This is a genomic window from Mesorhizobium sp. P2_E7, from assembly GCF_056403855.1.
Genome location: NZ_JBFUER010000001.1, coordinates 357,462 through 371,565, shown reverse-complemented (window position 1 = coordinate 371,565; position 14,104 = coordinate 357,462). Strand labels below are relative to the sequence as shown.

Annotated in this window: 13 protein-coding genes; 1 reads left to right on the top strand and 12 read right to left on the bottom strand. The window is 64.6% G+C overall.

Going from position 1 to position 14,104, the window contains the following annotated elements:
- Positions 1-47: 47 nt before the first annotated feature.
- The 7 genes from AC1DYC_RS01855 to AC1DYC_RS01825 all read right to left on the bottom strand — a co-directional run bounded on the left by AC1DYC_RS01855 (position 48) and on the right by AC1DYC_RS01825 (position 6,979).
- A complete protein-coding gene (locus tag AC1DYC_RS01855; RefSeq protein WP_477403479.1) occupies positions 48-605 on the bottom strand; it encodes an OsmC family protein in 558 nt (185 codons plus the stop codon).
- A 357-nt stretch (positions 606-962) separates the two neighbouring features.
- Entirely contained in the window at positions 963-1,946 is a 984-nt protein-coding gene (locus AC1DYC_RS01850) for a substrate-binding domain-containing protein (RefSeq protein ID WP_477403477.1), read from the bottom strand.
- 120 nt (positions 1,947-2,066) lie between these two features.
- On the bottom strand, positions 2,067-3,119 hold the full coding sequence (locus tag AC1DYC_RS01845) for an ABC transporter permease (protein ID WP_477403475.1): 1,053 nt from the start codon (positions 3,117-3,119) through the stop codon (positions 2,067-2,069).
- Entirely contained in the window at positions 3,119-4,636 is a 1,518-nt protein-coding gene (locus tag AC1DYC_RS01840; RefSeq protein ID WP_477403473.1) for a sugar ABC transporter ATP-binding protein, read from the bottom strand. The genes AC1DYC_RS01845 and AC1DYC_RS01840 overlap by 1 nt, the downstream gene beginning before the upstream one ends.
- Entirely contained in the window at positions 4,633-5,631 is a 999-nt protein-coding gene (locus tag AC1DYC_RS01835; RefSeq protein ID WP_477403471.1) for a LacI family DNA-binding transcriptional regulator, read from the bottom strand. The genes AC1DYC_RS01840 and AC1DYC_RS01835 overlap by 4 nt, the downstream gene beginning before the upstream one ends.
- 324 nt (positions 5,632-5,955) lie before the next feature.
- Positions 5,956-6,405 (bottom strand): GFA family protein, encoded by a 450-nt coding sequence (locus AC1DYC_RS01830; RefSeq protein WP_477403469.1) that lies wholly within the window; start codon positions 6,403-6,405, stop codon positions 5,956-5,958.
- Between the two features lie 34 nt (positions 6,406-6,439).
- The gene (locus AC1DYC_RS01825; protein WP_477403467.1) at positions 6,440-6,979 is read right to left on the bottom strand and encodes a cysteine hydrolase family protein; all 540 of its coding nucleotides are present in this window, start codon (positions 6,977-6,979) and stop codon (positions 6,440-6,442) included.
- A gap of 128 nt (positions 6,980-7,107) precedes the next feature.
- On the opposite strand from AC1DYC_RS01825, the gene AC1DYC_RS01820 reads away from it, so the two are divergent.
- Entirely contained in the window at positions 7,108-7,521 is a 414-nt protein-coding gene (locus tag AC1DYC_RS01820; RefSeq protein ID WP_477403465.1) for a hypothetical protein, read from the top strand.
- Positions 7,522-7,573: 52 nt separating this feature from the next.
- Here AC1DYC_RS01820 and AC1DYC_RS01815 read toward each other — a convergent pair whose 3' ends face one another.
- The 5 genes from AC1DYC_RS01815 to AC1DYC_RS01795 form a co-directional block, all read right to left on the bottom strand.
- Positions 7,574-9,592: an amidase gene (locus tag AC1DYC_RS01815; RefSeq protein ID WP_477403463.1), complete on the bottom strand. Its 2,019-nt coding sequence runs from the start codon at positions 9,590-9,592 to the stop codon at positions 7,574-7,576.
- A 205-nt stretch (positions 9,593-9,797) separates the two neighbouring features.
- The gene (locus tag AC1DYC_RS01810) at positions 9,798-11,045 is read right to left on the bottom strand and encodes an ABC transporter permease (RefSeq protein WP_477403461.1); all 1,248 of its coding nucleotides are present in this window, start codon (positions 11,043-11,045) and stop codon (positions 9,798-9,800) included.
- Between the two features lie 19 nt (positions 11,046-11,064).
- The gene (locus AC1DYC_RS01805) at positions 11,065-11,775 is read right to left on the bottom strand and encodes an ABC transporter ATP-binding protein (RefSeq protein ID WP_477403460.1); all 711 of its coding nucleotides are present in this window, start codon (positions 11,773-11,775) and stop codon (positions 11,065-11,067) included.
- Positions 11,776-11,780: 5 nt separating this feature from the next.
- Positions 11,781-12,239: a hypothetical protein gene (locus AC1DYC_RS01800; RefSeq protein WP_477403458.1), complete on the bottom strand. Its 459-nt coding sequence runs from the start codon at positions 12,237-12,239 to the stop codon at positions 11,781-11,783.
- Between the two features lie 116 nt (positions 12,240-12,355).
- Positions 12,356-14,098, bottom strand: a complete 1,743-nt coding sequence (locus AC1DYC_RS01795) for an alkaline phosphatase (protein ID WP_477403456.1) — start codon at positions 14,096-14,098, stop codon at positions 12,356-12,358.
- Between the last annotated feature and the right edge of the window lie 6 nt (positions 14,099-14,104).

Below are 14,104 nucleotides of genomic sequence, written 5' to 3'. Positions count from 1 at the left end.
ACTAATCGCGCCCTCTTATCGGGAGAGTCTACGGTTCGAAGCGCCTTTCAGTTCACCACGACCGTGACGTTCGTCGGATTGGTGACAATGTCATAGACGGCCGACCGCTTCTGCGACTGAGCGACGAGCGCCTCGATATCTTCTTGCTTGGCGTCGGCGTCGATGTTGTACCTCACCGTGATGCCGCTGAAGCCGTTGCGGACGTCGCTGTCGATGCCAAGTATCCCAGCGATATCCATGTCGCCTTCGATGGTCGCCTTCACCGACTTCAACTGGATGTTCCGGTTCTGGGCAACCGCGGCGATGCCGGCGGTCAGGCAACTGGCCAGCCCGACGAGCACGTATTCGACCGGCGTGGCGCCCTGATCCAGGGAAGCGAAGACCTCCGGATGGTCGGCATCGAATGCGAAGGTGGTCTTGCGATGCTGATCCTGGCCGAGACCGTAAAAACTCTCGACCGTCGAGTGGCTGTGGGTGCCGTCCTTCCATTCGCAGGCCGCGCGCCACTTGAACTGCGCGGCCTCCGGGGCGTTGGTAAGCGCTTCTTTTGCGGCGAGCAGCGCCTCTACATTAACGCCGTTGTTCGCCTGTACTTCGGAAGCCATAATTATTATCCTCCCTACCTTGCACTGGCTCAAAAACCCGACCGACCTCACTGACCTCCCGATCAGATTTCACCATGGCGCGGCATGCTATGGGTCGCGAAGCGTTTCTTCAAGTTGTTTCCGTTGGGGCTTGGTCGCCCTCGTGTACCGAGTTGCGCCTTTGCAGGCTCTGGCGCGACCACGATACCTTCAGCGTGGTCAATTGCAGTGTCTGCTTCCGGGGCGGAGGCAAAGTTCGCCTTTGGTCGGCATGAGGCGCGAAGCTGCCATCCTACGGCAGGATGAGCCTCGCCTAAAAGCAACAAGGCCCCTTCCGGGGCCTTGCCTATCAACCTCAGTGCCAAGCTCTAGCCGACTTCACTTCCCCATCAGCTGCTTGGCATTCTCGGCCGTGATCGCGGTGGTCTCCACCGTCACCGTCGGCTCAACCTCGGTCGCGCAATCGAGCAGGATTTTCTTCGACATCTCGATCGCTTCCTTGGCGCCCGTCGGATAGGTGAAGGTCGCGGCCCAGTCGCCCTTGGCGACCGCTTCGATGCCGCCGGCCGGGCCCGGCAGGCCATCGGTGCCGATGATCTTGACGTCCTTGCCCGCGCCCTTGGCGGCGAGCAACGCGCCGGCGGCCATCATGTCGTTGGAGGCGTAGAGCACCTTGATATCGGGGTGCGCCTGCAGCATGGCGGCGAAGGCGACTTGCGCTTTGTCCGGCACCCAGTCGGCGGCCTGCTCGGCCACCACCTGGATCTTGGCGTTTTCCTTCACGCCGTCCTTGAAGCCGTTGAGGCGCTCCACCGCCGGCGTCGAGCTCGGCAGGCCTTCCAGCACCGCCGTCTCGCCGCCATCTGGCAGCAGCGTCTTGGCGGTGTATTTGCCGGCCTCGAGCGCGATCTTGTAATTGTCGCCGCCGATGAAGGCGGTGTAGTCCTTGCCGGGGTCGCCGACCGTCTTGCGGTCGAGCTCGATGACCGGGATGCCGGCGTCCATGGCGCGCTTCACCGCCGGCGTCAGCGGCGCCGCCTCGAAGGGCGAGATCAGCAGGATGTCGACCTTCTGGGTGATGAAATTGTCGACCTGCGAGGTCTGCGTGTTGACGTTGCCCGCGCCGTCGGCGATCTGCAGCGTGAAACCAGGCACTTCCTTGGCCGCCGCCTCCAGCTCGTCATTGACGTGCTGGCGGTAGGGCTCGGCATTGTTGGCCTGCGAAAAGCCGATGATGAACTGGCCGTCCTTGGCGCAGGCTTTCACCAGCGGCTCGGCGGCGTAAGCGGAGCCTGCAATGCACAGGCCGGCGCCGGCCAGAAGCACGGCCTTGAGGGTCGATGCTCTTCCAATCACTTTCATAACTCTCTCCTCCTCGTCGGGCCGGGGGGCCAGACCTTGGTTTGACGTTTCGCCGTCTCCTCCTTGTTTGTTGATGCATGTCGTTGTCGCAAAACCGATTTCACTTTTGCGCGACATGCATTAACGACCCAAACCCTCGCGGCGGCGAACGAGGGATTGAAGCACTGCCGCCAGAACGATGATCGCGGCGGTCGCGAGCAGCTGCATGGCGGGCGTGATGTTGTTGAGCTGCAGGATGTTGGCGAGCGCGCCCAGCATGATGGTGCCGGCGACGGTGCCGACCATGGAGCCGGCGCCGCCGAACAGGCTAGTGCCGCCGATGACCACGGCGGCGATGGCGGTCAGCTCATAGCCCATGCCGTCATTGGCGCTGCCGAAATTGAACTGGCCGGCGTGGACGATGCCGGCAAGCGCGGCGGCAAAGCCGGTGATGGCGTAGACCGAGATCTTCACCATCGACACCGGCACGCCGGAAATGCGCGCGGCGCGCTCATTGCCGCCGACGGCAAAGACATAGCGGCCGAAGCGCGTGGTGTTGAGCACGATGGTGGCGATGGCCGCAAAGACGATGAAGACGAGGGTGGCCACCGGCACGGTGTTGTTGAACAGCCGCTCGCCCAGCACGGCGAACACCGGCGGCGCCAGGCCCGGCCCGTCGCCATAGGATATGTTGATGTACTGGTTGCCCGACACGACCAGCGCCAGCCCGCGCGCGGCCTGCAGGCCGGCCAGCGTGACGATGAAGGGTTCCAGCCGGAAGCGGGTGGAGATGGTGCCCTGGATGGCGCCGAAGACGATGCCCATGGCGAGCACGGCCAGAATGGTCGGGATCAGGCCGAAGCCGCCGGAGATCATCATCGAGGCGGTGACGACGCTGGATAGGCCGAGCACCGCGCCGACCGACAGGTCGATGCCGGCGGTGATGATGACGAAGGTCATGCCGATGGCGATGATGCCGGTCTCCGACACGGCACGCACGATGTTGGCGATGTTGTCGGGGTTGAGGAACAGGATCTCGCCGTGGCGGCGCGGCGAGAAGATGATGCCGCCGATCGCCACCAGCACCAGGCCGATCAGGCTCTGGAAGCGCACGATCAGCGCCAGCGGGTCGCGATGTTTTCGGGGCGCCGCCGCCACGGGTGCGCCTGCCGCTGAAATCTTCTCGCCAGACATCAGGCCTCCCTGCCGTTTGCCGCGGCCAGCACCGTGTGCTCGTCGACGCCGCCCATGAATTCCGCCACATTGCGCCCCTGGCGCAGCACCACGATGCGGTCGCACAGACCGATCAGCTCCGGCATTTCGCTGGACGCGACCAGTATGCCGAGCCCTTGCGCCGCCAGCGCCCTGAGCCGTGCGTAAATTTCGCCCTTGGCGCCGACATCGACGCCGCGTGTCGGCTCGTCGAGCAGCAGCAGGCGGGGATTGCCGAGGATCTCCTTGGCCAGCACCACCTTCTGCTGGTTGCCGCCGGACAGTGCGCCGACGGCGATGTCGGGGTTCTTCGGCCGGATGTCGAACTGGCTGAAGGACTCCTTCACCGCTTCCGCCTGACGGCTTGGCGACATCAGGCCGGCCGGCGATATGCGCCGGATGACCGACATCACCAGATTGAGGCCGACGGCCATGCGCAGCATCAGGCCTGAGCCCCTGCGATCGTCGGTGACGAAGGCGATGCCGGCTGCGCGGGCAGCGCTGATGGAATCGAGCTTTACCGGCCGGCCCGATATGGCGACCTCGCCCTCCCAGCGGCCGGACAGGCCGGTGCCGTAGAGCGCGGAGAGCAGCTCGGTGCGCCCTGCCCCCATAATGCCGGCAAGGCCGACGATCTCGCCTTCATGGACGTCGAGCGACACGCCTTGCGGCGCCTGCCAGCCGGCGCTGTCGCGGGCGAGCCGGAAGCTTGCATCGCGCAGGCTGAGCAGCGGTTTTCCCGCCGCCTTGGCGCGCTGCGGATAAAGCTCGTCCAGGGGACGCCCGACCAGCAGCCGCACCAGTTCGGCCTGCGGCGCGTGTGGCTCGGTGATGCCGGCGACACGGCCGTCGCGCATCACAGTCACACGGTCGGCAATGCCTGGCACTTCCTCCAGCCGGTGCGAGATGTAGACGATGCCGACGCCGGTGGCTGCTAGCTTGCGCATGATGTCGAACAGGCGCTCGACCTCGCCGACAGTCAGAGCTGCCGTCGGCTCGTCCATGATCAGCACGCGCGAGGCATAGGACAGCGCCTTGACGATCGCCACCACCTGGCGCTGGCCGATCGACAGGTCGGCGACCATCGCCCCCGGATCGATGGCGATCTCGATCGCTTCCAGCCGCTTCTTGGCCTCACGGCGCATCGCCGGCACGTCGAGGAAGCCGCCCGGGCGCATCAGTTCGCGGCCGAGGAAAAGATTGGCCGCGACGTCGAGCGACGGCACGAGGTCGAGCTCCTGGAAAATGGTGGCGATGCCGGCGGCTTGCGCTTCGCGCGGATTGTTGAAGCGCACGGGTTTGCCGTCGATCTCGATCGTGCCTTCGTCCGGCGTGTAGACGCCCGACAACAGGTTCATCAGCGTCGACTTGCCGGCGCCGTTTTCGCCGAGCAGCGCGTGGATTTCGCCCGCCTTGAGGTCGAAATCGACGCCGCGCAACGCCTGCACGCCGCCGAAGCGTTTGACGGCGCCGGTCATCACCAGAAGCGGCGCGGTCATTTCGGCCTCCCGCAGGATTGGCGGGTCTGCAGCGTCGCCTGCAGCCGCACGGCTTGGGGCGGCGCTTCGCTCGAGGCGATGCGGGCGCTGAGCAGTGCCGCGGCCTGGCGGCCGATCTCGGTGCAGGGCTGCTCGACCAGCGTCAGCCGTGGCTCGAAACAGTCGGCCCATTCGAAATCGTCGAAGCCGACCAGCGACAGATCGCGCGGGATCGAAAGACCCTTTTCGCGGATGGCGCGGACTGCCCCGATCGTCGTCATGTTGTTGCCGGTGACCAATGCGGTGGGCGGCGTGAGCAGCGACAGGATCGCATGCGTCGATGCGGTCGCCGCCGCCGTGTCGACATTCTCCGGCGAGACATAGTGCGGCAGGGTTTCAAGTCCATTGGCGGCGAGCGAGGCCTGGAACGCCTCGATGCGTTCGCGCGTCGTCGCCAGCCCGGGCTGGCCGGCGATGTAGCCGATGCGCTTGTGGCCGAAGGAGGCGACATGGTCGATCAGCGCGCGCATCGCCGTGTCGTTCTCGACGCCGATCTGGTCGAAGCGGTCGTCGGCGAAACGGTCGATCAACACGCACGGCACTTTTTTGTCGGCGAGATAGTCGATGGCGCGTTGTGGCGAACCCGACGGCGCCAGGATGACGCCGTCGACGCGGCGCTGGTGGAAAGCGCGCACCACTTGCAGCTCGCGGTCCGGGTCTTCCTGCGTGTCGGAGAGAAACACCATCAAGCCGAGGCGCGCGCATTCGGCCTCAACCGCGCAGATGATGTCGGTGAAATAGGGATTGGAAATCGCCGAGATGGCCAGGCCGACGCTGTTGGTGGTTGAGGCCTTCAGCGACCGCGCCAGCTCGTTGGGCTGGTAGCCCATGGCGGCAATGGCGTCATTGATCAGCTTCGCCTTCTCCAGCGAAACGAAGCGCGTGTTGTTGACGACATGCGAGACGGTCGACACCGACACGCCGGCGCGCCGCGCCACTTCAGCCATTGTCGGCAAGACAATTCAGCGCCTGCAAGCGCTCCTCCCTATGCGTTTCCCTGTCCGCTCTGATGGCGGATTTCGGGAAAGCTTAAGGTGATCGAAACGTTTGCGCAATCGATTCGATGGATTTTTTTGTTCTTCCTTCTCCCCTTGTGGGAGAAGGTGGATCGGCGCAACAGCGCCGAGACGGTTGAGGGGTGTTCCAGCGGAGTTAGACGCTGGCAATCCTGTTGCCAAACGACGGAATGAACGTGTGCGCCAAGCTGGAACACCCCTCATCCGACCTCGCTTCGCGAGGCCACCTTCTCCCACAAGGGGAGAAGGTAAAGCGCTCAGCGTTCAGCGCCCTGCAAACTCCGCCACCAGCCCCTCATACGCCTCGAAGGCCGGCAACGCCTCGTAGCTGTGCACCGCCGGTGTCTCCGCCCAGGGCAGCTTCTCGCGGGTCCATGTCTCGATGAACGGCGTGAACCAGCCGGGTTCGTCGAGCATGGTCGGGCGCAAATTGACGAACCAATCGAGGCCCTCGGGGCGGGTGAACATCCATGTCATGCAGTGGCCGCAGAAATAGTGTTTTGACGCGCCGTGCAGGCCGCCAATCACCGGCTCGCCTTGGGTGATCTCGAAGCCGTCCGAGGGAATGGCGGCGCTCAGCGAATAGGCGCTGGCCGACATGGTCTGGCAGCCGGTGCAATGGCAGGCCATCGTTAAAAGCGGCTTTGCGGAAATCTTAAGCCGCACACGTCCGCAGCGGCAGCCGCCTTCGGCCGGCAAGGTCAGGGTTGGCAAGGCAGCCTCCTGTCTTCGTCGAGATTCGTGCGCTTCAGCTGCCGGTCAGCGCCTTGGTCGTCACCAGCGTGGCGCCGGCATCGGTGAAGTCGGCATTGTACCGGGCGATAATCTCGGCAGCGGTTGCGTCGGGCGTGTCCAGCGTGGAATGGGCATCGGACACGACGGTGACGGCAAGGCCTTCGGCCAAAGCGCCCTTGACGGTGCCGGCGATGCAGAAATCGGTCTGCGCGCCGGCGAGCACGACTTCATCAGCACCCTGCCCGGCCACCCATGCGCCAAGCTCGGGATTGGAAAAGGCGTTGCGCACGGTCTTGGAGAAGGTCGGCTCGTCCTTGGCCTGGCCGAGCTCCGGCCATATCGGCCAACCCGGCTCGCCCGGCGCCAGCGGATCGCCGGCCGGCCCGTCATGCCTGACGAAAGCGATCTTTCTGCCGCTGCGCCTTGCCCAGTCGATCAGCGAGCGAGTCCGCTTGGCGATGCCCGGCGCATCGTGGATCGGCGGCTCGACGCGCCCGTCGAACATGTTGGTCTGGAGATCGATGACGATGAGGGGAGCGGGAGCTTTTGACATGGCGCGAAGATAGCGCGGGAGGTGGGTGGGTCAAGGAGAGGCTGCGCCGCATCGCCAGAAATGGTTCGGAACGGATGGAAATCAGTCCGCAGCAGCACTAGCATCACTCAGCAGTGGCGAGGGTGGTTATGAGTGAGCAGTATACCGTTTTCCTGATCGGCGCAGGCACAGTCAGCGACAACGAGCAGGCGACATTTACGCTGCACGATACAGGGACAAGATGCCGGCTCACCTGCAGTTATCGAGACAAGACGATCGAGGCTGAGGAAGAGGACTATTTCGAAGCTTTGTTCCTGATTCGCCAGCAACTCGAAGTCGATGGCCTGCTACCGTTTTGTTACGGCGCGAGCGGGAACATCTATCCCGAGGGCACGGTGATCGGGATGAGCCGTGGATTGATTGTCTGTAAGGTGAAAACGGGGCAGCTTCCCCAAGAGAATGACCTGGTCAACATATTTGATGACGGCTACGATGTGATACCTACGTTCGTTCACATGCAAAAGCAATTTTGGGATGCATGGCTGGCCTCGCTCCCGTCATAGCGGTCGGGCGGACCTACCGCGACAAGTCACCGGATAGGTTGTTTCGCCCTTCTCACCCGATCCCGCCCGTCACCGTATAAGCGCCGGCGGTGCGTCCGTCCTCCAGTCTTACGACCGCCGTTACGATCGAGCCGTAAGCGCCGCGCCAGACGCTGTGGGTTCTCCCATGCTCCCCGATCGGCACCAGGATGAGGCCGTGAAAGCTTGTGCCGCTTCTCCGCATGGCAACAGGCTCGCCATTGACGTGGACTTTGATGCAAGCGGTTTGCGTGCCGATGGCGGCATCGAGCTCGACCGCTACAGCGATCTCGGCCTGGTCTCCTTGCCGTATCGTTTCGGCGGCGAGTGTGAGCGCCAGCGGCCGCGCCTCGCTAGCCCACAATCCACCGCGCCCGGCAAACACGTCATCCGCCAGTGCCGGAGTGCGCGGCGGAGTGGTGCGGCGTTGGGTGGCGCGCTCGTAGTCGCCGGCGAACTGCAGCAGCCTGACATCGTCATAGGCCTTGCCGGCAAATGTCAGCCCGACCGGCATGCCGATGTCGGCCATGGTGCCCATCGGCACGGTGACGGTCGGGATGCCAAGATGGCGCCAGACCAGATTGCCGTTGGCGACCCAGGTGCCGTTGCGCCAGGCAAGGTTTGCGGAGGCCTCATTGACGTCAGCATCGGCCGGCCCGACATCGGCGACCGCCGGCAGCACCACGGCGTCGAGCTTGTGCTCATCCAGCCAGTCCTCGAAGTCGAGACGCCGCGTCGCCTCCAGTCCCTTGAGCCCTTCCGCCAGCGTAGGAATGTCGCGGACAGGCGTCACACCCTGCCTGGCGCGGGTGACATAGTCGGCGAGATCGAACCCGTCATCGCCATAGCGATCGGGCAGCGCGCCCGGCGGTTGCGGGAAGATTTTGGGGCCGTCGACCGAAGCCAGATCGGGGATCGCCGGATCGGCGTTGGCGCGCAGAAAATCGTCCCAGCCCCAGATGCAGAGGTCCCAGATTTCGCGCTCGGCAAAAGCTTCCGGCACCAGCCCGCGCTCGACCATGGTTTGAGCGCCCAGACGGTCGCTCTCATAGTTGGAGACGACGGGGAAATCGACCTCGACCACTTCGGCGCCGAGCTTTTCCAGATCGCGCGCCGCTTGCCGCCAGAGATCGAGCACCGAGGCTCTGACCTCGATGGGCTTTGTCGCTTCGCCGTCGCGGCCGATATACATTTTCGGCACGCCGAGGCGCTTGCCTTTCAATGAGCCTTCCAGCGGAAGCGCCGTGTAGCTTGGCGGCCGGAGATCGGCGCTGTTGGGGATTGCCACCCAGGGCTGCACGCGCCAGAAATCGCCGCGCGTCTCCTGATCGTCCGCAACGATCACGTCGAGCAGTTCCAGCATGTCGGTGATGCCGCGCGTGTGCGGCACCACCACATCCATGGTCGGCACCAGCGGCCAGTTGCCCCTGACCGAAATGACGCCGCGCGACGGCGTGTAGGCGACCAGCGCATTGTTGGAGGCCGGCGCGCGGCCCGACGACCACGTCTCTTCGCCCAGCCCGAAGGCGGCGAAGCTCGCAGCCGTCGCCGTGCCCGAACCGTTGGACGAACCGGAGGCGAAGGCGGCGGTCAGGTAATCGACGTTGTATGGGCTTTCGGCGCGGCCATAGACGCCGCGCTGCATGCCGCCATTGGCCATTGGCGGCATGTTGGTCAGCCCGATCAGCACCGCGCCGCCGGCTCGCAGCCGTGCGATGGTGAAGGCGTCCTCATTGGCGACGAGATGCTCGAAGGCAGGCGATCCGGCCGCCACCGTCAGGCCCTTGACCTTGTAGCTGTCCTTGGCGGTGTAAGGGATGCCGTCGAGCGGCCCGAGGGTGGCGCCATGGCAGCGCCGCAGATCGGATGCGGCAGCTTCCTCGAACATTTTGGGGTTGAGCACCGGTACCGCATTCAGCGCAATGCCATGGCGGTCGTAATGCGCGATGCGCCGGAGATAGGCGCCAACCAGCTCGACGCAGGTGACGGTACCGACTTCCAAGGCGCGGCGCAGGTCGGCGATCGAGGCTTCGACGAGGTGGAGGTCGGGCATGGGAAACTCGGTTAGCGTTCCGTCACACCCCCCTCTGCCCTGCCGGGCATCTCCCCCGCAAGGGGGGAGATCGGATGTCACGCAAGCTTTCGCCAATCCACCGTCGTTCAAGAGAATGGCGTTGAGGCCGAAACTGCTGATCTCCCCCCTTGCGGGGGAGATGGCCGGCAGGCCAGAGGGGGGTGTTCAAGCGCCAAACCTCGCCTCAGTTCCTCAGCGCCTGCGCCGGCGACTGCCGATAGGCGAGGATCGACGGCACCACTGCGGCGACGCCCGCCACGCCAAGCAGGATCACCACCGAGCGCATGTCCTCGATGCGGAACGTCACCGGCATGGAAAAACCGCTCACCTCGCCCACCGCATGGGCGATCGTTCGGGCGGCGAGATAGCCGAAGAGGAAGCCGAGCAGGACGCCGGCGCCGACGATGACGAAGGTTTCCACCCAGACGATCCCGAACACCACCTGGCGCGGCGCTCCGAAGGCGCGCAGGGCGCCGATCTGGTGCCGCCTCTGCAAAACATGAACGATGACGACCAGAAGAATGGCCGCCGCTACGAGGAATTGCGCCCCGGCCGCCACCACGGACAGGATGCGCCTTGCATCACCAAGGGTTCCGTAGAGCCGGGTCAGCACTTCGCCGGGAAAGACCGCCAGCGTGCGGTCGTTGCGGTATTGCTGGCGCAGCTTGTAGGCGTCGGCGATGGTGTGCGGTTTTACAAGGATGGCCGGCAGGCCGGGCGCTGCGGGATCGAGAACGGCATCGGGATTGATCGGCGCCTCGAAACCGTGCGGCTCGGCACCGTCTTTTGCGTCAACCTGCTCGACCAATGCTGCTATTCCGGCGCGTCCGTTCTCGTGTTTATGGACATGCCAGACCGCCTCGATCGGCACGATGATCGCCCGGTCCCAGGCCGTGCCGGTCGGGCTGAGGCGCCCGACAATCGTATAGGTGAAATCATTGTGGATTTCGGTCGCCGCATGCAGCTGTCCGTGCGCGGGATGAAAGCGGGCGCCGACGCTTTTGGGCACGGCGGCGCCGACCAGAGCGTCGCCAAGCACTGCGAATGTGCGGCCCTCGGAGACACCGCCCAGCCCGTCGACCAGCGCTTGCGTGGTGCCGACGATCGGAAAGTTTTCGACAAAATCGCCGAACCCGACGGGTGCTGCCCAGGCCACCCGCTTATCCCTGATGAGCCCGGCGAGCACGTCGCCCGGCATCAGCGACAGGGGTGCCGCCTGGAGAAATACCGAGGACAGCACCAGCTGGGTTTCGCTTCCCGGCGCGCCGATGACGAGGTCGAAGGCGTCGGCGGCCTGCGCGCTGCCCAGCCGCAGCGCCCGCTCGCTGAGCGTCACCGCAACGCCGAGCGCGGTGGCAAGCGCGATCAGCAGCGCCACGGCAGCCACGCCGATCCAGTGTCGCCTCAGATCCGCGGCGATGAAGCGGAGCATTGGCTATTCCTTTTCCAGCTCAAAAAGCTTCATCGCGCGCGGCCATCTCCTGCAAGGCGCTGGTATCGCGCGTCACCTGACCGGCTTCCAGGCGGATGATCCGGTCCAGCCTTTCGATCAGCCGTTTCTCGTGGCTGGCGACGATGAGCGTCGTTCCCGCCTCGCCGGCCAATTGTAAGAGCAGGTTCGCCACCGCAATTCCGGCATCGGCATCGAGGCTCGCGGTCGGCTCGTCGGCGACGACAATGGCCGGTCTTGTCACCAGCGCCCTGGCAACGGCGACCCGCTGCATTTGTCCGCGCGACATGGTTTCCACCGACTGCCCCGGACGCTCAATTTCGACCCGTTCGAGCAGCCGCAAGGCTTCCGCCTTCAGCTCAGCCACCGGACGGACTCTCGACAGCCTGCCGGGCAGCAGCACGTTTTCCAGCGCCGACAGGCCGGGGCAGAGATAAAACTCCTGCATGACCAGGCCGACATGGGCGGAACGCCAGCGGTCACGCCTGGCTTCGGAGAGGCTCGCAAGATCGGCACCGCCCCAGCGCACCGAACCATGCTTTGTCCTTTCCAGCCCGGTCACGATGTTGATGAACGTCGTCTTGCCAGAGCCCGAAGGGCCGGTCACCGCGACTTTTTCGCCGGCCGCGATCTCAAGCGTGGGCACGGCGAGCGCGGGCTTGTCGAGGTCACGGAAGGAAACCCGCAAATCCCTGACGGAAAGGCCAAGCATGATGGCTACGCCCGGTAGAAATGCGCGTCGACGATGCGCAAAAGGCTGACGAAGCCGGTTTCCGGGTCGGTCCAGGAGCCGGTTTCCAGCCGGCCGGCCACTTCAATGAGGGCGTTTGCCTGTTCGAAGGTTTGCGCCTGGTCGAGATAGATGACAACGATGTTGTCGGGCCAGTCGGCGTCGGACGAGCAGAACGGACACAGCGCCATCGGAATCTCGGTCAGGACGAAGAATTTCGCCTCGGCCTTGAGCGGCGGCGCCATGAAACCCTGCATGGTGACGTCCTGGCCGGCAAGTGTCTTGACCTTATCGGAGAAGCTCATGCCGAGCACACCGATCTTGGCGTAGAGGTCGTCGAAGGTGAGCGGCGCTGGCGCGGCCGACGCGCTGCGCACAGCCTGGGAAAGACAGACCGTGGCCGAACCGAGCAGCATGCCGCGACGGGTGATCGGTCTGCATTCCATGATTGCTATTCCCTTGTCGATTGGCGCGGGCGCCGTCAGCGCCCGAACCATCGTCCCTGCCCGCTCCATCGGCAAGCGCCGTATGGAGCGGCCGGGATCATCATAGACTGCGCGGCTCAGTTCGTCGCCGGCGCCAGTCCGAGCGCATCGGCGAGGACCTTATAGACGTCGCTCTCCTCCATGTAGCCCTTGAAGCCTTCGGCACCCGGACCGGTGGCCTGCAGCACGACGTCATCGACAGCGTGGACCGCGCTTTCGGCCGATTTCGGCAGGTTGCCGATGCGCAGCACGGCGCCGGGCACGTCCTTGTACTTCTCGTTGGCGACATACTGCTTGCTCTCGTTCTGCACCGCCGGCACGAACGGGCCGTCGAGCTTCGGACGGAACGTCTCGTAATAGTCGGGGAAGTTGGCGCCGAAGATTGCCAGACGGCGCGAGACATCGACGCTGTCGGGATAACCGTCGTTGTTCTTGTCCTCGTAGTTCGGGAAGCCGGCGTCGGCATAGACACCGACCTTGTCGCGCATGTCCGGGCCTGGCTTGCTGTCGTCGATGGTGCCGACGATGGAAACGCTGTGGGTGTGGTCGCCGGTGACGACGATCATCGTGTCGGGATGGGTTTTGGCGAATTCCATGGCCACGCCGACGGCCTTGTCGAACTCGATGACCTCGACCATGGAGCGCTCCCAATCCATCGGATGCGACATCTTGTCGACCGAGGCGCCTTCGACCATCAGGAAGAAGCCTTCCGGGTTCTTCGACAGCTCACCCAGCGCCACATTGGTCATTTCGACCAGGCCCGGCTGATTGGGGAAGGTTTCCACGGTGCCCTTCTTGAGGAAATCGCGGTCCAGCGTGACATCCATATTGCCGGTGTGGAACAGGCCGAGGATCTTGCCGGTGTTGGTCTTGGCGGCAGCCTCGAGTTCGCTCTTGTCGGTGGCAAGGGCGTATCCGGCATCGCGGAATTTCGCGATGTAGTCAGTGTCGTCCTTGCGCTTGGAGCCGGCCGTGCTCTGCGGCAGGAAATAGGCGGAGCCGCCGCCGAGGATGACGTCGGGCTGGGTCTGGTAGAACATGCCCACGATGTCGGCCTTGTCGCCGCGGCTGCGGGTATGGGAGACGACGGCTGCCGGGGTGGCGTCCTCGACCTCGGCCGTCGAGACGACGCCGATCGACTTCTTGCCGGTGCGCCGCAGGGCCTCGGCGATGGTCTCGACCTTCGGGTCATCCTGGCTCGGCTTGGTGCGGTCGGCATAGACGCCGAGCGCGTTCACCGCCGTCTTGTGGCCGGTCATGTAGGCCGACATGGTGTTGGCGCTGTCGGTGGCAATCGCATTGGTCGACGACGTGCCGATAAAGGCCATATGGTCGAGATCGTCCATGTTGAGCCGGCCGTTCGCCTTGCCTTCGGTCATGCCCTTGGACATGATCCGCGCGCCGGTGCGATGCGCAACGGAGAGGCCGTCGCCAAGCAGGAAGATGACGTTCTTGGCGCGCGGGGTCGCCGAGGTTCCGAACACCTCCCATTTGACGGACTTGGTCTCGTCGCCAGCCTTGGCTTCGATCTCATAGGTGCCGGGCTGGTCGATGCTGGCGACCCGGATCAGGATGGCGGAGGCATCGACCCCCTCTTCCTTCTCTACGAACTCGACCTTCTTGCCAAGAACCTCTTCGGCAGGCTTGCCGTTGATCGTCACCGTGACCTGGTCGGGGGCGACGACCTTGTCGAATTCGACCTTCAGGTCGAAGGGAGACTGGGCGAGGATCGTGGCGCGGTCGAGAGGATAGATCGTGGCTGCACCTGCAGCGCTGGCAAGACTTGTCGTAACGGCAAGCGCGATGAGGGGGCGAAGCATAAGTGA